The sequence below is a fragment of the Streptomyces mangrovisoli genome, from assembly GCF_000974985.2.
GTDB classification, from domain to species: domain Bacteria; phylum Actinomycetota; class Actinomycetes; order Streptomycetales; family Streptomycetaceae; genus Streptomyces; species Streptomyces mangrovisoli.
The window spans coordinates 1-20,486 of the sequence record NZ_LAVA02000106.1; the positions used below are offsets into that span (position 1 = coordinate 1).

14 protein-coding genes are annotated in these 20,486 nt (G+C 73.6%); 4 read left to right on the forward strand and 10 right to left on the reverse strand.

Annotated features, from left to right (window positions below; translation table 11 throughout):
* Positions 1–304 precede the first annotated feature (304 nt).
* Positions 305–1,327: a DUF2278 family protein gene (locus tag WN71_RS34365; protein ID WP_046592732.1), complete on the reverse strand. Its 1,023-nt coding sequence runs from the start codon at positions 1,325–1,327 to the stop codon at positions 305–307.
* A 248-nt stretch (positions 1,328–1,575) separates the two neighbouring features.
* Here WN71_RS34365 and WN71_RS34370 point away from each other — a divergent pair, with 248 nt between their 5' ends.
* Positions 1,576–2,016, forward strand: coding sequence for an SRPBCC family protein (locus WN71_RS34370; protein ID WP_046592733.1), 441 nt, complete (start codon positions 1,576–1,578; stop codon positions 2,014–2,016).
* A gap of 45 nt (positions 2,017–2,061) precedes the next feature.
* Here the strand turns inward: WN71_RS34370 and WN71_RS34375 are convergent, their stop codons facing one another.
* The 5 genes from WN71_RS34375 to WN71_RS34395 form a co-directional block, all read right to left on the reverse strand.
* Positions 2,062–3,213, reverse strand: coding sequence for an XdhC family protein (locus WN71_RS34375; RefSeq protein WP_046592734.1), 1,152 nt, complete (start codon positions 3,211–3,213; stop codon positions 2,062–2,064).
* A 51-nt stretch (positions 3,214–3,264) separates the two neighbouring features.
* Positions 3,265–4,722 carry an NCS2 family permease gene (locus WN71_RS34380; protein WP_046592735.1) on the reverse strand — a complete coding sequence of 486 codons (1,458 nt, stop codon included), beginning with the start codon at positions 4,720–4,722 and terminating at the stop codon, positions 3,265–3,267.
* Positions 4,723–4,950: 228 nt separating this feature from the next.
* Positions 4,951–7,401 carry a xanthine dehydrogenase family protein molybdopterin-binding subunit gene (locus WN71_RS34385; protein WP_240529869.1) on the reverse strand — a complete coding sequence of 817 codons (2,451 nt, stop codon included), beginning with the start codon at positions 7,399–7,401 and terminating at the stop codon, positions 4,951–4,953.
* A 1-nt stretch (position 7,402) separates the two neighbouring features.
* A complete protein-coding gene (locus WN71_RS34390; RefSeq protein ID WP_046592737.1) occupies positions 7,403–7,963 on the reverse strand; it encodes a (2Fe-2S)-binding protein in 561 nt (186 codons plus the stop codon).
* On the reverse strand, positions 7,963–8,853 hold the full coding sequence (locus tag WN71_RS34395) for an FAD binding domain-containing protein (protein WP_046592738.1): 891 nt from the start codon (positions 8,851–8,853) through the stop codon (positions 7,963–7,965). Before WN71_RS34395 ends, WN71_RS34390 begins: the two co-directional genes overlap by 1 nt.
* A gap of 388 nt (positions 8,854–9,241) precedes the next feature.
* Between WN71_RS34395 and WN71_RS34400 the strand changes: the two genes are divergently transcribed.
* Together WN71_RS34400 and WN71_RS34405 are read left to right on the forward strand one after the other, a co-directional pair.
* On the forward strand, positions 9,242–10,915 hold the full coding sequence (locus WN71_RS34400; RefSeq protein ID WP_046592739.1) for a PucR family transcriptional regulator: 1,674 nt from the start codon (positions 9,242–9,244) through the stop codon (positions 10,913–10,915).
* Positions 10,916–11,120: 205 nt separating this feature from the next.
* Positions 11,121–11,903 carry a hypothetical protein gene (locus WN71_RS34405; protein ID WP_079178347.1) on the forward strand — a complete coding sequence of 261 codons (783 nt, stop codon included), beginning with the start codon at positions 11,121–11,123 and terminating at the stop codon, positions 11,901–11,903.
* Positions 11,904–12,133: 230 nt separating this feature from the next.
* Here the strand turns inward: WN71_RS34405 and WN71_RS34410 are convergent, their stop codons facing one another.
* Positions 12,134–13,063 (reverse strand): GntR family transcriptional regulator, encoded by a 930-nt coding sequence (locus WN71_RS34410; RefSeq protein WP_046592860.1) that lies wholly within the window; start codon positions 13,061–13,063, stop codon positions 12,134–12,136.
* 629 nt (positions 13,064–13,692) lie between these two features.
* On the opposite strand from WN71_RS34410, the gene WN71_RS34415 reads away from it, so the two are divergent.
* On the forward strand, positions 13,693–14,724 hold the full coding sequence (locus WN71_RS34415; protein ID WP_046592861.1) for a DUF2637 domain-containing protein: 1,032 nt from the start codon (positions 13,693–13,695) through the stop codon (positions 14,722–14,724).
* Positions 14,725–14,819: 95 nt separating this feature from the next.
* Here WN71_RS34415 and WN71_RS34420 read toward each other — a convergent pair whose 3' ends face one another.
* From WN71_RS34420 to WN71_RS34430, 3 genes are all read right to left on the reverse strand, one after another.
* Positions 14,820–15,296 (reverse strand): ATP-binding protein, encoded by a 477-nt coding sequence (locus WN71_RS34420; protein ID WP_046592757.1) that lies wholly within the window; start codon positions 15,294–15,296, stop codon positions 14,820–14,822.
* Between the two features lie 233 nt (positions 15,297–15,529).
* Positions 15,530–17,272: a pyruvate dehydrogenase gene (locus WN71_RS34425; RefSeq protein WP_046592752.1), complete on the reverse strand. Its 1,743-nt coding sequence runs from the start codon at positions 17,270–17,272 to the stop codon at positions 15,530–15,532.
* Positions 17,273–17,326: 54 nt separating this feature from the next.
* Entirely contained in the window at positions 17,327–18,331 is a 1,005-nt protein-coding gene (locus WN71_RS34430) for a protein phosphatase 2C domain-containing protein (protein ID WP_052743251.1), read from the reverse strand.
* Between the last annotated feature and the right edge of the window lie 2,155 nt (positions 18,332–20,486).

Consider the following 20,486-nt stretch of genomic DNA (forward strand, 5'->3'; position numbering starts at 1 on the left):
GCGGGCCGGTGGGGGCTGGTCGCGCAGTTCCCCGCGCCCCTTGCAGGGCACGACTGCCGGAGCCCCCGTCCAGGGGCGCGAGGAACTGCGCGACCGGCCACGACGCACCCGCCGGCGAACGCGATCGGACCACCCCCCGTCCACGGGCGCGCGGAACGGCGCGCCCGGCCCGCCCCCCTCAGGGGCGCGAGGAACTGCGCGACCAGCCGTAACGGACCCGCAGCCGACCACGCGCCGGACCACCCCCAGGGGCGCGGGGAACTGCGCGACCAGCCCCCGCCGGCTCGCAGCCGAGCCCGCGCGGTCAGAACGTGATCGTCCAGCCCTCGCGCGAAGCGTCCCGCGCCGTGTAGGAGACGCCGTCCACCTTCAGACCACCCGCGTCGAGCAGCGTGATCTCGCCGCCGTGGTTGCCGAGCCGCGCGCCGTCCGTGAGCGCGACCCGCAGGGCGGCACCGGCGGCGAGCGGACCCGCCGGCACCGGGCTGCCGTCACCCGGTCCGGCGACGATCCGCCAGCCGGTGAGGTCGACCGCGTCCGGCGAGGCGTTGATCAGCGTGACGCTCTCCGCCTCGGGCGCCGGCCCGACCGGGTCGGCCAGCGCCGCGGCGATCCGCACCGGCCGGTCACCCGCGCCGGACCACCCGCCACCCGCACCGCCGCCCGCGCCGCCGAGCGCGTGGCCCGTGGCGTCGTCGGTGTGCCGGCTCTGGCTCTGGAAGGCCAGGAAGACGGCGACCCAGCGGTCGGGCCCGGGGAAACGGATCAGCAGCCCGCCGTCCTGCCACACCCCGTCGTCGCCCTCGAACGTGCCGCTGTTGCCCTGGTTCATGTGCACGTCGTGCACGCCGTTGCCCGGCAGGAACCCGAAGATCTTGTCGCGTACCGCGGCCTCAGGACCCCAGCGCTCGCCGAAGACGTACAGCAGCGCGGAGTCGTCCGCGACGGCGCGCCGCACATGCAGGTCGAGCAGGTCGGCGAGGTCGTTGTCGGGCCCGGCGGCGTCCGGCGGCAGCGACCGCAGTGCCGCCGGGTCGAAGAGATTGCCGCGTACGAAGTCGAGCCGGCCGCCGCCGGGTCCGGGCGGCAGGGTGTTCCAGCCGCCGGGCAGCCCCGCGAGCCGGTCGGTGACCGGGTGCCGGAAGTCCTCGGCGACGACATAGAGCAGGTCCGAAGGGGCCTGCTGGGACTTGACGTTGACGGCGGCACGGTGGTGGGTGCCGTGCTCGTCGATCAGATGGATCTGGAAGTGCGGTGTCTGGGCGGCGCCTTCGCGGCGCACGCCGACGGCCTTCGCTATGAGGACGCCGTAGGACTTGAGCGGCATGACGACTCGCTTCCCCCGTGACCGGACCCGGTACCCGGATCGGTGCCGGATCGGTGCCCGCCGACGGGTCCCGACGGGCCGTTGGCCGGATCGTAGGGCGGTCCGGTGGCCGGGGACCCGCGGAGGAACGCATTCCCGGTGAATCGGCCGTCCGGTGTACGTCTCCTCGGGGCCGCGCCGCTGCTCCATCTGTGTGAGCCGGACGGGAACCGGCGGCCCCGCCCGCCGCTCGGCCTAAGATCAGTTTCGTGGTCGACTTCCTTCTCGAACGCACGGTGCCGCTGCCTCTCGACGAGGCGTGGCGCCGGCTCACGGAGTGGCCCCGGCACAGCGATGTCGCCCCGCTCACCCGGGTCTTCGTGGTCACTCCCCCGCCGACGCACGAGGGCACGATCGTCGTGGCCCGCACGGGACTCGGCCCGCTCGCCTTCGACGACCGGATGGAGGTGACCGTGTGGCAGCCCCCCGTGGACGACGGCCCCGGCCGCTGTCGTCTGGTCAAACAGGGCCGGATCATGACCGGTTGGGCCGAGATCGAGGTACACCCGGGACCCGGCGGCCGCAGCCGCGTGATCTGGCGCGAGGAACTGGGCGTACGACCGCTGCCGTCCCTCTTCGACCCACTGGTCGGGTCGGCGTCCCGGGCGATGTACGGCCGAGCGGTCAACGCACTGCTGCGCAAGCCCTGATGACGGCCGGACGGGTCGTCTTCGGCGGGGCGCCCGCTCACCGGCTCAGGCCACCGACCCGATCCGCCGTGCCGGTGTGGCCGGCTCGTCGTGGTGGATCGGGGTGTGGGCGCCGGTCAGGGAGACTCCGCTGCCGCCGCGGCGGGTGGCGACGATCTCCGAGGCGATGGACAGGGCCGTCTCCTCGGGGGTGCGGGCGCCCAGGTCGAGGCCGATCGGGGAGCGCAGCCGGGCCAGTTCGAGTTCGGTGACGCCGACCTCGCGCAGCCGCTGGTTGCGGTCGAGATGGGTGCGGCGCGAGCCCATCGCGCCGACGTAGGCGACGGGCAGGCGCAGCGCGAGCCGGAGCAGGGGCACGTCGAACTTCGCGTCGTGGGTCAGGACGCAGAGCACGGTGCGGGCGTCGACGGGGGCGCGCTCCAGGTAGCGGTGCGGCCAGTCGACGACGATCTCGTCGGCCTCGGGGAAGCGGGCGCGGGTCGCGAAGACGGGCCGGGCGTCGCAGACGGTGACGTGGTAGCCGAGGAACTTGCCGACGCGGACGAGGGCGGAGGCGAAGTCGATCGCACCGAAGACGATCATCCGGGGCGGTGGCACGGACGACTCGATCAGCAGCGTGAGCGGTGCTCCACAGCGTGAGCCCCGCTCTCCGATCTCGACGGTGCCGGTGCGCCCGGCGTCCAGGAAGGCGGCGGCCTCGGCGGCCACGGTGCGGTCCAGCTCCGGGTGGGCGCCGAAGCCGCCCTCCGTGGAGCCGTCCGCGCGGACGAGCAGCGCCCGCCCCAGCAGCTCGGCCGGTCCGGACACCACCCGCGCCAGCGCGGCCGCCTCCCCCCGTGCGGAGGCGGCCAGCGCGGACGCCGCCACCGGGCGGGCCGGATCGGCGGCCCGCACCGGCGCGACGAGGATGTCGATGACGCCACCGCAGGTCAGTCCGACCGCGAAGGCGTCGTCGTCGCTGTAGCCGAAGCGTTCGAGGACGGTCTCGCCGTCCTCCAGCGCCTGCCGGCACAGCTCGTAGACGGCGCCCTCCACGCAGCCGCCGGAGACCGAGCCGACGGCCGTGCCGTCGGCGTCGACGGCGAGCGCGGCGCCGGGCCGGCGCGGGGCGCTGCCGCCCACGGCCACGACGGTGGCCACGGCGAAGTCGCGTCCCTGCCCGGTCCACCGGTGCAGCTCGTCGGCGATGTCCAGCATCTCGGTCTCCTTACGGGTGGCGCGGAGGGCGTTCGGTCGCCTGCGGGGTCGCTAGTGGACGCCCAGCCAGGCGCTGACGGGGTGGAGGGCGAAGTAGACGAGGAAGACCGCGGTGAGCACCCACATGAAGGCGCCGATCTCCCGCGCCCTGCCCTGGGCGGTCTTGATGGCGACGTACGACACCACGCCCGCGGCCACGCCGGTGGTGATGGTGTAGGTGAAGGGCATCAGCACCACGGTGAGGAACACCGGGATCGCGGTGGCCCGGTCGGCCCAGTCCACGTGCCGGGCGTTCATCAGCATCATCGCGCCGATGACGACGAGGGCGGCGGAGGCCACCTCCTGCGGCACGATCGCGGTGAGCGGGGTGAAGAAGAGGCAGGCCGCGAAGAACAGCCCGGTGACGACGGACGCGAGGCCGGTGCGCGCACCCTCGCCGACGCCGGTCGCGGACTCGATGAACACAGTCTGCCCGGAGCCGCCGGCCACGCCGCCGATCGCGCCGCCCGCGCCGTCGATGAACAGGGCCTTGGACAGGCCCGGCATCCGGCCCTTGTCGTCGGCGAGCCCGGCCTCGGTGCCGACGCCGATGATGGTGGCCATCGCGTCGAAGAACCCGGCGAGCACCAGGGTGAACACGATGACGCCGACCGTCATCGCGCCGGCCTGGCCCCAGCCGCCGAAGGAGACGTGCCCGAACAGCGAGAAGTCGGGCATCGAGACGGCGCTGCCGTGCAGTTCGGGGGCGCCGTTCGCCCACTGCTTCGGGTCGATGACGCCCGCGGCGTTCAGGATCGCGGCCACGACCGTGCCGCTGATGATCCCGACGAGGATCGCGCCGGGGACGTTGCGGGCCTGGAGCATGAAGATCAGGAGCAGGGTTCCGGCGAACAGCAGCACCGGCCAGCCCGTCAGTTCACCGGCCGGGCCGAGGGCGAGCGGGGTGGCCTTGCCCTGGTGCACGAAGCCCGACTTGTAGAAACCGATGAGGGCGATGAACAGGCCGATGCCCATGGTGATGCCGTGCTTGAGGGCGAGCGGGATCGCGTTCATGATCATCTCGCGCAGGCCGGTGACGACCAGCAGCATGATGACCACGCCGTAGACCACGCACATGCCCATCGCCTGCGGCCAGGTCATCTGCGGGGCGACCTGCGAGGAGATCACGCCGGAGACCGACAGGCCGGCCGCGAGGGCGAGCGGCACGCGGCCGACGAAGCCCATCAGGAGCGTGGTGAGGGCGGCGGCGAACGCCGTCGCGGTGATCACGGCGCGCTGGCCGAGGGTGTCCCCCGCCACGTCCTTGCCGGACAGGATCAGCGGGTTGAGCAGGAGGATGTACGCCATCGCCATGAAGGTGGTGACGCCTCCGCGCACCTCCCGGGCGAGGCTGGAGCCGCGCGGGGAGATGTGGAAGTAGCGGTCGAGCCAGGAGCGTCCGGCGGGGACGCGGGTTCCTTCTCCCGCGTCTTCGGCCGTGCTCCTGGGTTCGAGGGACTGCTGGGTCATGGTGCCGTCTCCCAAGGTTCACAGGGGCACCCGTGACCGCCTTCGGGCAGATGCCTTCGGCGGTACGGGATTTGGGAAGTGCAATGACCCGGGGGACGGCCCGGAAGTGCACGCTTGTTGTTTCGGCGCCGGGAGGGTTGCAATGTTGCCCGGCGTCGGGGTGCCGTTGCGCCCACCCGTGCCGCCCTGCGGCACGATTGCCCGCAACGGCGGTGGTCACGCCGCCCGTTACGCGTTGCCCGTCAGGTGTTCCGGGCGTACCGGTGTGCGGTTGAGCTCCAGGCCCGTCGCGTTCCGGATCGCCGCGAGGACGGCCGGGGTCGACGACAGGGTGGGGGCCTCGCCGATGCCGCGCAGCCCGTACGGCGCGTGGTCGTCGGCGAGTTCGAGCACGTCGACCGGGATGGTCGGCGTGTCGAGGATCGTGGGGATCAGGTAGTCGGTGAAGGAGGGGTTCCTGACCTTCGCCGTCACCGGGTCGACGATGATCTCCTCCATCACGGCGATGCCCAGTCCCTGGGTGGTGCCGCCCTGGATCTGGCCGACGACGGACAGCGGGTTGAGCGCCTTGCCGACGTCCTGCGCGCAGGCCAGTTCGACGACCTTGACCAGGCCCAGTTCGGTGTCCACCTCGACGACGGCCCGGTGCGCGGCGAAGCTGTACTGCACGTGCCCGTTGCCCTGGCCGGTGCGCAGGTCGAAGGGCTCGGTGGCGCGGTGGCGCCACTCCGCCTCGATCTCCACGGCCTCGTCGCCGAGGACGTCCACCAGGTCGGCGAGGACCTCGCCGCCGTCGGTGACCACCTTGCCGCCCTCCAGCAGGAGTTCCGCGGTGGCCCAGGCCGGATGGTAGGAGCCGAACTGCCGCCGGCCGAGGGCGAGGACCTTCTCGCGGACCAGCTCGCAGGCGTTCTTCACGGCGCCGCCGGTGACGTACGTCTGCCGCGAGGCCGAGGTCGAACCGGCGCTGCCCACCTGGGTGTCGGCGGGGTGGATGGTCACCTGGGTGACACCCAGCTCGGTGCGGGCGATCTGCGCGTGGACGGTGACGCCGCCCTGGCCGACCTCCGCCATCGCGGTGTGCACGGTGGCGACGGGCTGCCCCGCGACGACCTCCATGCGGACCTTGGCGGTGGAGTAGTCGTCGAACCCCTCCGAGAAACCGACGTTCTTGATGCCGACGGCGTAGCCGACGCCGCGCACGACGCCTTCGCCGTGGGTGGTGTTGGACAGACCGCCGGGCAGCTGCCGTACGTCCGCGCCCTCGCTGCTCTCCCACTGGCGCTCGGGCGGCAGCGGCATCGCCTTGACGCGGCGCAGGAGTTCGGCGACCGGGGCGGGCGAGTCGACGGGCTGCCCGGTCGGCATGATCGTGCCCTGCTCCATGGCGTTGCGGCGGCGGAACTCCACCGGGTCCAGGCCGAGTTCCCCTGCCACCTTGTCCATCTGGGCCTCGTAGGCGAAGCACGCCTGGACCGCGCCGAAGCCGCGCATCGCGCCGCAGGGCGGGTTGTTGGTGTAGAGGGCGATGGCCTCGATCTCGACGTCGTCGACGACGTAGGGGCCGATGCCGAGCGAGGAGGCGTTGCCGACGACGGCCGGGGAGGCGGAGGCGTAGGCGCCGCCGTCGAGCACGATCCGGCAGCGGACATGGGTCAGCTTGCCGTCGCGGGTGGCCCCGTGTTCGTAGTACAGGCGGGCCGGGTGGCGGTGGACGTGGCCGAAGAAGGACTCGAAACGGTTGTAGACGATCTTCACGGGCTTGCCGGTGCGCAGCGCGAGCAGGCAGGCGTGGATCTGCATGGACAGGTCCTCGCGGCCGCCGAACGCGCCGCCGACGCCGGCCAGCGTCATGCGCACCTTCTTCTCGGGCAGGCCGAGGACGGGGGCGATCTGGCGCAGGTCGGAGTGGAGCCACTGGGTGGCGATGTAGAGGTGGACGCCGCCGTCCTCCTCGGGCACCGCGAGTCCGGACTCGGGGCCGAGGAAGGCCTGGTCCTGCATGCCGAAGTAGTACTCGCCCTTGACGATCACGTCGGCGCGGGCGGCCGCCGCGTCGGCGTCGCCGCGCACGATGGGCTGGCGGTGCACGATGTTGGGGTGCGAGACGTGCCCGATGTGGTGGTCGTCGCGGTTCTCGTGGACGAGGATCGCGTCCGGCGCGGTGGCGGACTTCTCGTCGGTGACGACGGGGAGTTCGCGGTAGTCGACCTTGATCTTCGCGGCGGCGCGGCGGGCGGTCTCGGGGTGGTCGGCGGCGACGATCGCGACCGGCTCGCCGTGGTGGCGCACCTTGCCGTGGGCGAGCACGGGGGTGTCCTGGATCTCCAGGCCGTAGTGCTTCACGTCGGTCGGCAGGTCGTCGTAGGTCATGACGGCGTAGACGCCCGGCAGCGCGAGGGCCTCGGAGGTGTCGATGGAGACGATCTCCGCGTGGGCGACCGGGGAGCGCAGGATCTGGCCCCACAGCATGTCCTCGTGCCACAGGTCCGAGGAGTACGCGAACTCGCCGGTGACCTTGAGGGTGCCGTCGGGGCGGAGCGTGGACTCGCCGATGCCGCCCTTGGTCTGCGAACCCTGGGTGACCTTGGTGGGCACGCCGTTCGGGGCGCCGCCCCGCGCGAGGACGGGTGAAGTCCCTTGGAAGCCGGGGGACTTGGGGGGCCGTACGGATTCCATGTCAGACCCCCTCGGACTGGCGGGCGGCCGCGAGGCGGACCGCGTCCATGATCTTCTCGTAGCCCGTGCAGCGGCACAGGTTGCCCGACAGCGCCTCGCGGATGTCCGCGTCGCTCGGGTCGGGGTTGTGCTCCAGCATCTCGTCGGCCGCGACCAGCAGGCCGGGCGTGCAGAATCCGCACTGGACGGCACCGGCGTCGATGAACGCCTGCTGGATGGGCGCGAGTTCGGCACCCTCGCCGGTGAGGGAGTCGGTGCCCTCACCGGAAGGGGAGTCGAGCGGGGCGCCGGGCGCGGCGCCCCAGGAGCGCTGCCGGGCGTAGTCCGCGAGGCCCTCGACGGTGACGACCTCGCGGCCCTCGGCCTGGCCCGCCGCGACGAGGCAGGAGCAGACCGGCACGCCGTCCAGGCGGACCGTGCAGGAGCCGCACTCCCCTTGCTCGCAGGCGTTCTTGGAGCCGGGCAGACCGAGGCGCTCGCGGAGCACGTAGAGCAGGGACTCGCCCTCCCACACGTCGTCCGCCTCCTGCGGGCGTCCGTTGACGGTGAAGTTGACGCGCATCACGCAGCTCCCTCGGTGGTGTGGCGGGCGCCGCGGTACGACTCCCAGGTCCAGGTCAGCGTCCGGCGGGCCATCACGCCGACCGCGTGCCTGCGGTAGCTCGCGGTGCCGCGCACGTCGTCGATGGGGTTGCAGGCGGCGGCGCACAGGTCGGCGAACTGCTTGGCCACCGACGGGGTGACGATCTTGCCGTTGTCCCAGAACCCCCCTTCCTCCAAGGCGGAGTTGAGGAACTCCTCGGCGATCCGGGCGCGGATCGGGGTGGGCGCCGCGGAGCCGATGCCGGTGCGCACGGTGCGGGTCTCGGGGTGCAGCGCGAGGCCGAAGGCGCACACCGCGATCACCATGGCGTTGCGGGTGCCGACCTTGGAGTACTGCTGCGGCCCGTCGGCCTTCTGCACGTGCACCGCGCGGATCAGCTCGTCCGGGGCGAGGGCGTTGCGCTTGACGCCCGTGTAGAAGTCGTCGATCGGGATGAGGCGGGTGCCGCGCACGGACACGGCCTCCACCTCGGCGCCCGCGGCGAGCAGCGCCGGGTGGGCGTCGCCGGCCGGGGAGGCGGTGCCGAGGTTGCCGCCGACGCCGCCGCGGTTGCGGATCTGCGGGGAGGCGACGGTGTGCGAGGCGAGGGCGAGGCCGGGCAGTTCGGCGCGCAGGTGCTCCATGATCCGGGAGTACGGCACGGAGGCGCCGAGGCGTACGCTCTCCTCGCCCACCTCCCACTCGCCGAGCTCCGCGACCCGGCCCAGGTCCAGCAGGTGGTCGGGCCGCCGGTGGTCGAAGTTGATCTCGACCATCACGTCGGTGCCGCCCGCGATCGGCACGGCGGTGGGATGCGCCGCCTTGGCGGCGAGCGCCTCCTCCCAGCTGGCGGGGCGAAGGAAGTCCATGACCGGCTCTCTTCTTCGTCTGGAGATCGAAAGGTTCGAGCCAGTTCGTGTGCGGCGGGGCCGGCTCGTTCATGTCCTGTTCACGCGGAGTGAGGTCAGTACACCGCGCTGTGCTCCAGTGGGGTCAGTCACCGAAACCATGAAGGAGTTGGCTGGCCAGGCGGTGCATCTTGTAGATTCGTATGAACGGAGGCCCTCAGTAACCTCTCGGTTTTCCTGTGGAAACGTGGGAAACACCTGGCCACCGAAGAGTGCGGCCCGTGCCCGCCCAGGCGGCGGCCCCAAGGGCCCGGTTCCCCGGGCCCGCACCGACCACACCTGTTTGCACGGACGACACCCCCTGCCACGGCACCTCGTGGATTTCGAGACAAAGAACGGCGGCGACGACATGCGGCTGCGCGCACTGCTGGACACCGACGCGCTGGGCCTGCGGCTGCTCGGCGGCGCGGACGAACTGGACCGTACCGTCCGCGGCGTCATGACCACCGACCTGCGGGACCCCAGCCGGTATCTGTCCGGCGGCGAGCTGGTGCTCACCGGGCTGGCCTGGCGGCGGGACGCCGAGGACTCCGAGCCGTTCGTACGGATCCTGACCCAGGCCGGGGTGGCCGCGCTCGCGGCGGGCGAGGCGGAGCTCGGCGACATCCCCGACGACCTGGTCACCGCGTGCGCCCGGCACCGGCTGCCGCTGTTCGCGGTGCACGAGTCGGTGGCCTTCGCGACGATCACCGAGCATGTCGTACGGCAGGTCTCCGGGGAGCGCGCGGGCGACCTCGCGGCGGTGGTCGACCGGCACCGGCGGATGATGACCTCGGGCCCGGCCGGCGGCGGCCCGGACGTCGTCCTCGACCTGCTCGGCTCCGACCTCGACCTGCGCGCCTGGGTGCTCTCCGCGACCGGCCGGCTGATCGCCGGCCCGAAGTCCGCGGCGGGCACGCTGTCGGCGGAGGTCGCCGCCCAGCTCGCCGCCGCCCACCTGGCCGCCACCCGTGGCGGCCGGCGCGGACCGCACCGGGTCACGCTCGGTACGACGACGTACAGCCTCTTCGCCGTACGCGGCGGGGCGCGCGGCGCGCACGGCGGGCGGGACGTGCGGGAGACCGTGCTGTCGGACTGGCTGCTGGCCGTGGACGCGGACGCCGGGGACTGGCCCGAGGAGCGGCTCGACCTGCTGCACGGGGTGACCCAGCTGATCGCCGTCGAGCGGGACCGCAGGGAGGCCGCGCGCACCGTGCGGCGGCGGCTCGCGCAGGAGGTCCTCGAACTGGTCCAGACGGGCGCGGCGCCCGCCGAGATCGCGGCGCGGCTGCGGGTCGCGGCGCCGGTGCTGCTGCCCGGCCTGGGCGCGGCCCCGCACTGGCAGGTCGTGGTCGCGCGGGTGGAGTGGGCGGACTCCGACCTGGAGGCCGGGCCGGTCGCGCAGGCGCTGCTGGAGGAGATGCTGGTCGACCCGCTGAGCACCGGGCCCGAGCCGTCCGACCGGATCGCCGTCGCGCACACCGGCGACGAGGCCGTCGCGCTCGTCCCGCTCCCGGCGGTGTCGGCGGAGCACGACGGCTCGGAGGCCGGACTGGTCGCCGACGCGCTGCTGGCGGTCGTACGGGAGCCGCTGACGGCCGGGCTGGACGACGACGGGCGGATCACCCTCGGGGTGAGCGCCGCCGTGCACTCCGCGGAGGGGCTGCGCGGGGCGCTGGAGGAGGCGCGGCACGCCCGGCGGGTGGCCGCGGCGCGCTCCGGGCGGGTCTGCGCGGCCGGCCACCAGGAGCTGGCCTCGCACGTGCTGCTGCTGCCGTTCGTGCCCGACGACGTACGGCGCGCCTTCACGGCCCGCCTCCTCGACCCGCTGCGCGAGTACGACCAGCGGCACCGCGCGGAGCTGATACCGACGCTGGAGGCGTTCCTCGAATGCGACGGGTCCTGGACGCGCTGCGCCACCCGGCTGCACCTGCACGTCAACACGCTGCGCTACCGGGTCGGCAGAATCGAGCAGTTGACGAGCCGTGATCTGTCGCGCCTGGAGGACAAGCTCGACTTCTTCCTCGCGCTGCGCATGAGCTGACCCTCACGGCACGGGAGTTGGGGTCCTCGGGGCTCCGGCCGGGCGCTCGCGGACGGCCTCCGGGACCCCCGGTCGGGGCCCCTGGAGGCCGCCCGCGTCCCACGACTTTGTGAAAACTTTCACCCACCCCCTTGGCCCCGCGCCGCCATTGGTGCTGGAATGCCGCCACCACTCAAGGCTCGATGGCGTGCTCGGGGAGGGCAACGTGGCGCATTCCGCCATGTCTGGTAATGGAACGACCGCCGACGACGATCCTCTCCAGACCGCGGTGTGGCGGCTGCGCTCACGGGCCTGTTGGGCCGACGCGGCCGCCCTGCTCGTACCGGACGGCGCGCACACGTCCCTGCAACGGGCCTCGCTGCTGGTCGAACGGTGTCTGTACACCGAGCAGGGCTGGGCGGACGCCGAGGACGCGCTGCGTACGGCGGAGGCGATGGCCCACACCGACGAGGAGCGCGGCGCCGCGGCCTGCGAACGCGGCCAACTCGCCTACTCCGCGACCCTGCACGGGGTGCGCGACCGGGCCGACGAGGCGCGCGCCGCGCTCGGCCGGGCGGCGGCGCTGATCCACCCCGCCTCGCCCGGACGGGCCTTGCTGGACTTCCGGCGCGGGCTGCTCGCCGAGAACCTGGCCCGCTCCCCGCAGGCCGCGAAGGCCGCCTACCGCCGTGCCCACGCGGGCGCCTCCGCGCACCCGGACCCGCTGCTGCTCTCCTTCACCTGGCGCCATCTCGCCGGACTCGCCCTGCGAGACGGCGAGTTGGCGGAGGCGCGGCACGGATTCACGGAGTCCCTGCGGATCCGCGAGGAGCTCGGCTATCTGGTCGGTACGGCACCGGCGCTGGCGTCGCTCGCGGACGCGGAGAGCGAGCCCGAGGCGTCCCGGCTGCGCGAGGAGGCGCGCCGGCTGTTCCGCCTGCTCGGGGGCGTACCGACGTGGCTGGCACGGCAGTTGGCGATGCCCGCGCCAGGGGCGGCCACGGCGTGAGACGGGGCGCACGGCCGACTGAGCGGCGACTCAGAGCCAACTGAGAGGTTTCTGTGCGAGGCTGGCGCGTCCGCGTCAGGGGCAGACACCTCAGCGCGACATGGGACGGCCCGTACGGGGACTTCGGTCGGCGAAGCCCCCGTACGGGTCTTGCACGTCAGGGGGCTTCGGGGGCGGGGGCCGGGGTGGGTGGGGCGGCCGGGGAAGCGACCCCCGGCGGCCGGGGACGGTCAGGCCGCGGTCGGGCCGAAGTGGCGGCCGAGTACGGCGCGGACCGTGTCCAGGTCGTGGCCCGTGAGGGCGTCCAGCAGCGCCGTGTGCTCCGCCGCGTCGGTCCGCAGATCGCTCCGGCCGTGCCGCACCGGACCGCCGACCAGCGGCCAGGAGGCGCGCCGGTGGAGGTCCTCGGCGACCCGCAGCAGCTGCTCGTTGCCCGCGAGGGCGAGGACGGCGCGGTGGAAGGCGCGGTCGGCCTCGGCGTACGTCGCCCGGCAGCCGGAGGACGCGGCGCGCAGGGTCTCCTCGGCGAGCGGGCGCAGCCGTTCCCAGCGTTCGGCGGGGACGGTGCGGGCCAGTCGCAGCACCACCGGCACCTCGACCAGGGCACGGATCTCGGCGAGCTCGGACAGTTCCCGCGCGCCGCGCTCGATCACCCGGAAGCCCCGGTTCGGTACGACCTCCACGGCGCCCTCGATCGCGAGCTGCTGCATCGCCTCCCGCACGGGGGTCGCGGAGACGCCGAAGCGGTCGCCCAGCACGGGGGCGGAGTAGACCTCGCCCGGGGCGAGTTCGCCCGAGACCAGCGCGGTGCGCAGCGCGTCGAGGATCTGGCCGCGCACGGAGGAGCGCTGCACGACGACCCGGGGGTGCGGGACCGGCGTCTCGGCGTGCGTGTGCTCGCCCCGGGCGGCGTCGTGCGGATGCCCGCCGCGCGAGGCCTGTCCGTCACCGCGGACCGGCGTCTGCTCACCCCCGGGAACCGGCGTCCGCTCGCCCCCGCGGACCGGCGTCTGCCCGCTTCCGCGGGCCGGGGCCGGCTCGCGCTCCCGGGCCACGTCCGCGGCGCGCGGCTGCGCGGGCACCCGGGGTGCGCCGGAGGGAAGGGGGGCGCGGAAGTCCGCGACCCCCGACTCGGCGGAGCCCTGCGCGTTGCGGTTCACGGGTCCTCCTCCGGGCTTGTCTGCGCTTGGGGTCATTACGACGGGTTGTTACTCATCCGTCAAGCACCATAGGCGCATATGCCACCAGTTCACATCCCCCACCCGCAGAATAAGGCAAGCCTTACCTATAAAGGATCATAAATCAGGCCGTCGATCAGAAGGCTCGCACATACGTGCGCACGACCCGAAGACCCGATCGAACCGATCCGGTCACGCCCCTCCCGCTCCATGATCCACCGCCCGTGGAAGCGGACACCCCCGGCCCCCGCGCGGCGCCCCCCGATCGCACGGGAAGAGCACGGGATGGCTACGGTTCGGGCACTTGACGCCCCCTCAGCGAAGGTCGCCCCCACTCGTCCCGTAAGATCACCGGCGAGTGGGACGCCCCGTCGGTTACAGGGAATTCACAACTTCCTCACCCTTCGCAGGAATATTCCGTGGAACCACGCGTACGGGTAGTCTTATTCGAACTCAACTCCCGCCCCTCACGCGGCAGTTCGAGCAGAACGCCGCCCTGGGCACTCCCTTGCACCACCTTGGCGGCCTCTTGCCCCGAAACCCCCTGAGGGCCGGACAGAGTGGGCCACTATGGCGGGCGTTACGCCCTATCCCAATGCAAGGGACCCCAGATGAGACTGACCGACATATCGCTGAACTGGCTGCTTCCGGGCGCCGTACTGCTCCTGGGCATGCTGGCGGCGGTGGCGGTGCTCGCGCGCAGCAAGCGGTCCGGGGAGCACGCGAAGGCCGAGGACTCCTGGGAGCGCAGCGAGGAGCGGCGCAGGCGCAAGGAGGCCATGTACGCAACGGCGTCCTATGTGCTCCTGTTCTGCTGTGCGGCGGTCGCCGCCGCACTCTCCTTCCATGGCCTGGTCGGCTTCGGGCAGCAGAACCTCGGCCTGACCGACGGCTGGGAGTACCTGGTGCCGTTCGGCCTGGACGGCGCCGCGATGTTCTGTTCCGTGCTCGCGGTGCGCGAGGCCAGCCACGGTGACGCGGCCCTCGGCTCCCGCATACTCGTGTGGACCTTCGCGGCCGCCTCGGCCTGGTTCAACTGGGTGCACGCGCCCCGCGGCGGCGACCACGCGGGTGCGCCGCAGTTCTTCGCCGGCATGTCCCTGAGCGCCGCGGTGCTGTTCGACCGCGCGCTGAAGCAGACCCGCCGGGCCGCGCTGCGCGAGCAGGGCCTGGTGCCGCGTCCGCTGCCGCAGATCCGCATGGTGCGCTGGATGCGCGCTCCCCGGGAGACCTACGGCGCCTGGTCGCTGATGCTCCTGGAGAACGTCCGCAGCCTGGACGAGGCGGTCGAGGAAGTGCGCGAGGACAAGCGCGAGAAGGAGCAGGCCCGGCTGCGCCGCCGCGAGCAGCAGCGCGTCGAGCGGGCCCAGCTCAAGGCGCTGAGCCGGGGTCACCGCGGCTTCATCGGCCGTGGCACCCAGGTGGAGCAGGCGGCCCTGGAGCGCATGGACGAGCGCGCCTCAGCGGAGCCCGCCATATCCGCGGCGGAACTGCCCGTCCGCGCCCGGCCCTCGCTCCAGCCCGTGCGTCACGGCTCGGACTCCATGAAGGTCGACCTCACTACGGAGGACGACACAATGGCCTTGCCGCGACTCGACTCCCTCGAGCGTAAGCTCAAGGACCTGGAGCAGCAGTTCGGCTGACCGCCGGGCGGCCCTGTGGCCGACCGCCGGACATCGGGGCGGGGGCGCGACCTTCCAAGGTCGCGCCCCCGCCCCGTTCTTGATGCGTGTCGTGCTCAGGCGGCGCCCAGTTCGAACCACACCACCTTCCCCACCCCGTGCGCCCGCACCCCCCAGGAGTCCGCCAGGGACTGCACGAGGACCAGGCCCCGGCCGTGCGTACCGTCGTCGGCGTCCGGTACGTGCAGCCTCGGTCTGCGGGCCACGAAGTCCCGTACCTCCACGCGCAGTCCGTGCGGTCCCACGGTGGCCGTCAGTACGGCGTCCTGGTCGGTGTGGACGAGCGCGTTGGTCACGAGCTCGCTGGTGAGCAGCTCCGCTATATCTGTTCGCTCCGGTTTCCCCCAGTGGCGTAAGAGTTCACGCAGCGCCTTGCGCGCCTCGGCGACCGAGCGCAGGTCCGCGCGCCCGAGTCTGCGTCTGAGCTGCGGCGCCGGCGCGCCCTCCGGGGCGCCCTCGGCGTCGTCCTCCACCGTCTTCGACGAGGAGGCCCCGATGGTCCCGGGGCCGCCCCCTCGCGCTTGCCTCGTCATGACCCCCGCCTGCATGCTGGTGCCGTTGCCCCTCCTGGTCGAACACGTTCACGGGATCCATGCCCTGCCGTTCGACGCACCAGTCATGCCGAATGCTCAACCCCCGGGTGTTCGGCCATGGTTGAGCGACGATCGCACTCCCCGGCAGTGAGGCGGCCGCTGCGTTCCCCCGCGAAACTGGCCGGAATACGACGGTGCCGGACCGGACGACGGGCCCTGTGGAGCGATGGGCCCTACGGCCGGGGCACGTTGCGCAGGTTCGAGCGGGCCATCTGCACCATCCGTCCGACGCCGCCGTCCAGCACCATCTTCGAGGCGGACAGCGCGAACCCGGTGACCATCTCGGCGCTGATCTTCGGCGGGATGGACAGCGCGTTGGGGTCGGTGACGATGTCGACGAGGGCGGGCCCCTTGTGCCGGAAGGCGTCCTTCAGCGCGCCCGCGAGCTGCTTGGGCTTCTCCACGCGCACCCCGTACGCCCCGCAGGCGCGGGCGACGGCGGAGAAGTCGGGGTTCTTGTTCGTGGTGCCGTACGACGGCAGCCCCGCGACCAGCATCTCCAACTCGACCATGCTGAGCGAGGAGTTGTTGAACAGGACGACCTTCACCGGGAGGTCGTACTGGACGAGGGTGAGGAAGTCGCCCATCAGCATGGTGAATCCGCCGTCGCCCGACATCGACACCACCTGGCGGCGTCGGTCGGTGAACTGCGCGCCGATCGCCATGGGCAGCGCGTTGGCCATGGAGCCGTGGGAGAACGAACCGATCACCCGGCGGCGGCCGTTGGGCGAGATGTAGCGGGCCGCCCAGACGTTGCACATCCCGGTGTCCACCGTGAACACCGCGTCGTCGTCGGCCAGTTCGTCGAGGACGGAGGCGACGTACTCGGGGTGGATCGGCACGTGCTTCTCCACCTTGCGGGTGTACGCCTTGACCACGCCCTCCAGGGCGTCGGAGTGCTTCTTCAGCATCCGGTCCAGGAAGCTGCGGTCCTCCTTCGCCCACACCCGCGGGATCACACACCGCAGGGTCTCGCGCACGTCGCCCCACACGGCGAGGTCGAGGCGGGAGCGGCGGCCGAGGTGCTCGGGCCGCACGTCGATCTGCACGATCCTGACGTCGTCGGGCAGGAACGCGTTGTAGGGGAAGTCGGTCCCGAGCAGGATCAGCAGGTCGCACTCGTGGGTGGCCTCGTAGGCGGCGCCGTAGCCGAGCAGACCGCTCATCCCGACGTCGTACGGATTGTCGTACTGGATCCACTCTTTTCCACGCAAGGCGTGTCCGACCGGCGACTTGATCTTCCCGGCGAACTCCATGACCTCGGCGTGCGCGCCCGCCGTGCCGCTGCCGCAGAACAGGGTGACCTTGTCGGCGGCGTCGATCATCCGCACCAGGCGGTCGATCTCCTCGTCACCCGGGCGGACCGTGGGCCGCGAGGTGACGAGCGCGGTCGCGGCGGTCCGCTCCGGGGCGGGCTGGTCAGCGATGTCGCCGGGCAGCGAGACCACGCTGACCCCGCCCCGGCCGACCGCGTGCTGGATCGCGGTGTGCAGCAGCCGCGGCATCTGCTTCGGGTTGGAGACGAGTTCGCTGTAGTGGCTGCACTCGCGGAACAGCTGGTCGGGGTGGGTCTCCTGGAAGTAGCCGAGGCCGATCTCGCCGGAGGGGATGTGGGAGGCGAGCGCGAGCACCGGGGCCATCGAGCGGTGGGCGTCGTACAGCCCGTTGATCAGGTGCAGGTTGCCCGGCCCGCAGGAGCCCGCGCAGGCGGCGAGCCGCCCGGTGATCTGGGCCTCCGCGCCCGCGGCGAACGCGGCGGTCTCCTCGTGGCGGACATGGATCCAGTCGATGGCGGCGTTGCGGCGGACGGCGTCCACGACCGGGTTGAGACTGTCCCCGACCACGCCGTAGAGACGCTTGACTCCCGCGCGGGCGAGGATGTCGACGAACTGCTCGGCGACGTTCTGCTTGGCCATGGATCCATGCACCCCATTCCGTTCCCTGGGTCCATCCATCCACAGTGCCCGCTCTCACGCCTCCCAGACGGCCGCCGCCGTGCGATCGTCCGCGTACCCCTTGACCCGTACGCCCGTGTCGCCGAGGAACGCCGCGAGGCCGGGCGGTGCGGAGCCCGACCACCGCCCGGCCAGGTGGGCGGCCAGCTCGGGCTCGCCCCGCAACGGGTCGGCGAGACCCCCGCTGCACATCAGCAGCACATCACCCGGACGGGCCACCGAGGCGCGGAAGCGGAAGGGTTCCCGGGGCGGCTCGGGCGCCGGTTCGTACGGGCTCGGCGGGGTCGGGATGCCGAGGTCCATGGTGAGCCGGTCGCCCTCCGGGGTCTCGGCGGGCAGCGAGCCGAAGCCGACGACCGCGTCGCCGGTGGCGTCGGCGACCCGCGGCTCGATGTCCTGCCACTGGCCGTCCCGCAGCCGGAACAGGCCGCCGTCGCCGACGCCGAAGAACACGCGGGTGCGGCAGGCGGGGTCGGCGGGCAGCAGCAGGCAGCGCAGGGTCGCCGCGTACTCCTCCGGGTCGACGCCCTGCTCGGCCGCGCTGGCCCGCAGCCGGCCGAGGCTGCGGTCGGTGAGCCGGTGCAGGCCCGACTTCAGCTCGCCGCGCCGGGCCGCCCCGATGTCCGCCACCAGCCGGTCGTGGCTCTGGCCCACGGCCCGGCCGATCCACCGGCACAGTTCGGCCGCGGCGCGGTGCGCGCCCGGCGTGGCGCGGGCCCCGGTCGCCATCGCGACCAGCAGCAGCGCCTGTTCGCCGGTCCCGAAGCGGGCGGTGAGCAGCGAGTCGCGGCGCGGCTCGCCGCGGTAGCGGGCGGAGTCCCCGCGCACGGAGACGGCCCGCAGGGTGCAGGCGCCGTAGCGGGCGCCGTCGAGCACGGTGTCGGCGATCAGATCCCCGAGCCCGTCCGGCTCGGCCAGCGGCAGCGCGGTGGGCTCGGCGTCGTAGGTGGGCGGCCCGGAGCCCACGTGGTCGGGGACCGCGGGGAGCTCGACGGGCAGGACGGCGGGGCCGGCCGGCACGGGGAGGTCCGGACGGGTCGCGGAGGGCGTCCCCGGTGGGCTGCCGGCGGGGCCGTCGGGGTCCGGGCCGGGAAGGTCCGGGCCGGGGAGGTCCGGGCCGGGGAGGGACTCGACGCCGGTGCCGTCGCCGGGCCGCGGGCCCGGGGCGGCGTGACGGCCCCAGGCGGGGGCGGGACCGGGGGCCTGCGGGCCGGGCCTCGGGTCGGATGAGCCGAGGGCACGCGGACCGGGACTCGGGTCAGGTGAGCCGGGGGCCGCGTGGCGGCGGACCCGGACGGGGTACGTCGTCGCGGGGACGATGGGCAGGGACGGAGCCGGAGCACCACTGGAGCGGGGGTCGCCGGACGCCGAGGATTCCGGGCCCTGCCGATCCCGGTCGTCCCGATCCCGGTCGTCCCGATCCCGGTTCTCCCGATCCCGGTTCTCCGGATCGAGGTCCTCCGGATCGAGGTCGTCGGTCAGCGGCGGGATGGGGCCGAAGAGCCCAGAGCCGGTGGTCGTGGCGGCGGGCGCCGGCACCTGCCCGGTCCCGGCTCCTGCCCCCGGTTCCGCCGCCTCGGGGGGCTCGGCGGGGCGGGGCGGGACCGCGGACGTGTCCAGGGATACGGCGGACGGGTCCCGGGGGACGGTAGACGGGTCCCGGGATACGGCGTACGCGGCACCGGCCCCAGGCTCGGGGCTCCCGCCGGAGCCCTCACCGGAGCTACGGCCGCCCTCCGCGGGCGGGACCTCGGCGGCCCCCCCGGCCTGCCCGGCCCCACCGGGCGGGAAGGGCGGCGGGCCGGGGGGCGGAGTCTGCGGGGGCTGTGGGGGATGCGGGGGTTCCCAAGGCGCAGCCCCGGGGGCGGATACGGGATGCGGACTCTGGGGGCGCTGCCCGGAGGCGGGGCCCGAGCCGGACGTCGGCTGCGGCCGCTCCCAGCGGTCGGCGTCGGCCGCGGAACCGGGTGTTGCCAGTGGGGACGCGGGCTGCGGGGGCTCCCAGGCGGCGGAGCCGGAGCCGGATGTCCCCGGCAGGGACGCCGACTCCGGAGGATCCCAGGCGGCGGAACCGGGCGTTCCCGGCGGGGACGCGGGCTGCGGCGGATCCCAGGGAGTGGTGCCGGTGCCGGGGGCGGGCTCGGACGGCGGCGTCTCCCAGAAGTGGCGCGGGGCCGCGGGGCCGGCGGCCGGCGGCGCGTCGGTCGGCGGGGTGCCCCAGCCCGGCTCGGACGCGGCATCCGCCCCCGCGGCGGGCTCCGGACGGAAGGCGTCCCAGGACCCACGACCGGACGCCGGGCCGGTGTCCGGCCCGCCCGGTGTCGCCGGCGGCCGGGGCGCGCCCCCGGAGCCGTCGTCGGGCGGGAGCCCCGCGCTCGCGGCGGTCCCGTCCGGACCGGGTTCCCACGGGGCGCCCTCGCCCGAGGAGGGGGCCGAGGACCCTCCCCCCGGCAAGGACCCCGGTCCGCGCTGCGTCGGGACCTCCGGGCCGGAACTGCCGGTGGTGTCCCATGCCGGGCCGGAGCGGCCGGTCGTGTCCCGTCCCTGGCCGGAACTGCCGGTCGTGTCCCACCCCGCGCCCGAGCGGCCGGTCGTGTCCCACCCCGCGCCGGAGCCGCCGGTCGTGTCCCACCGCGCGTCGGCGCGGTCGACACCGTCCCGTCCCACGCCGGGCCGCGGCGGGGTGCCCGGCGTGGGTGGCCCGGTCTCCGCCAGCGTGTCCGTGGCCGACGCGAAGCGGTCGTCGACGGAGTCGGCCGCGGCCGTGGGACCCGTGTCCTCCGTGGAGTCGTCGTACAGCTGCCGCCACCAGTCGTCCTCCGGACGGGTGGGCCTTCCCCCCTGCTGGCTCATGCCCCTAATTGTCCACCGCACGGGGCGGATGAAAACGGGGCAACACGAAAATGCGCCGGTGGGCGCGTCAATGCGCGGCGTGTCGGACGGCCGTCGAACTCCCTTGCGCATCAAGGGTCCAGCGCGTCAAGGGCTCAGCGCATGAGGGGCCCAGCGCATCAGGGGCCCGCACGAGTCGCCCGGGCAAGAGGGTCGCCGGGCGGCCCCACCCCCCACGGGAGAACCGCCCGGCGACATCCGGTGACCCGGTCCCGGCCCAGAGGGCCGCTTCACGTCACGGGCCGAGTCACGTCCGTCCGACCGGATCGCGTGCCTCCGAAGG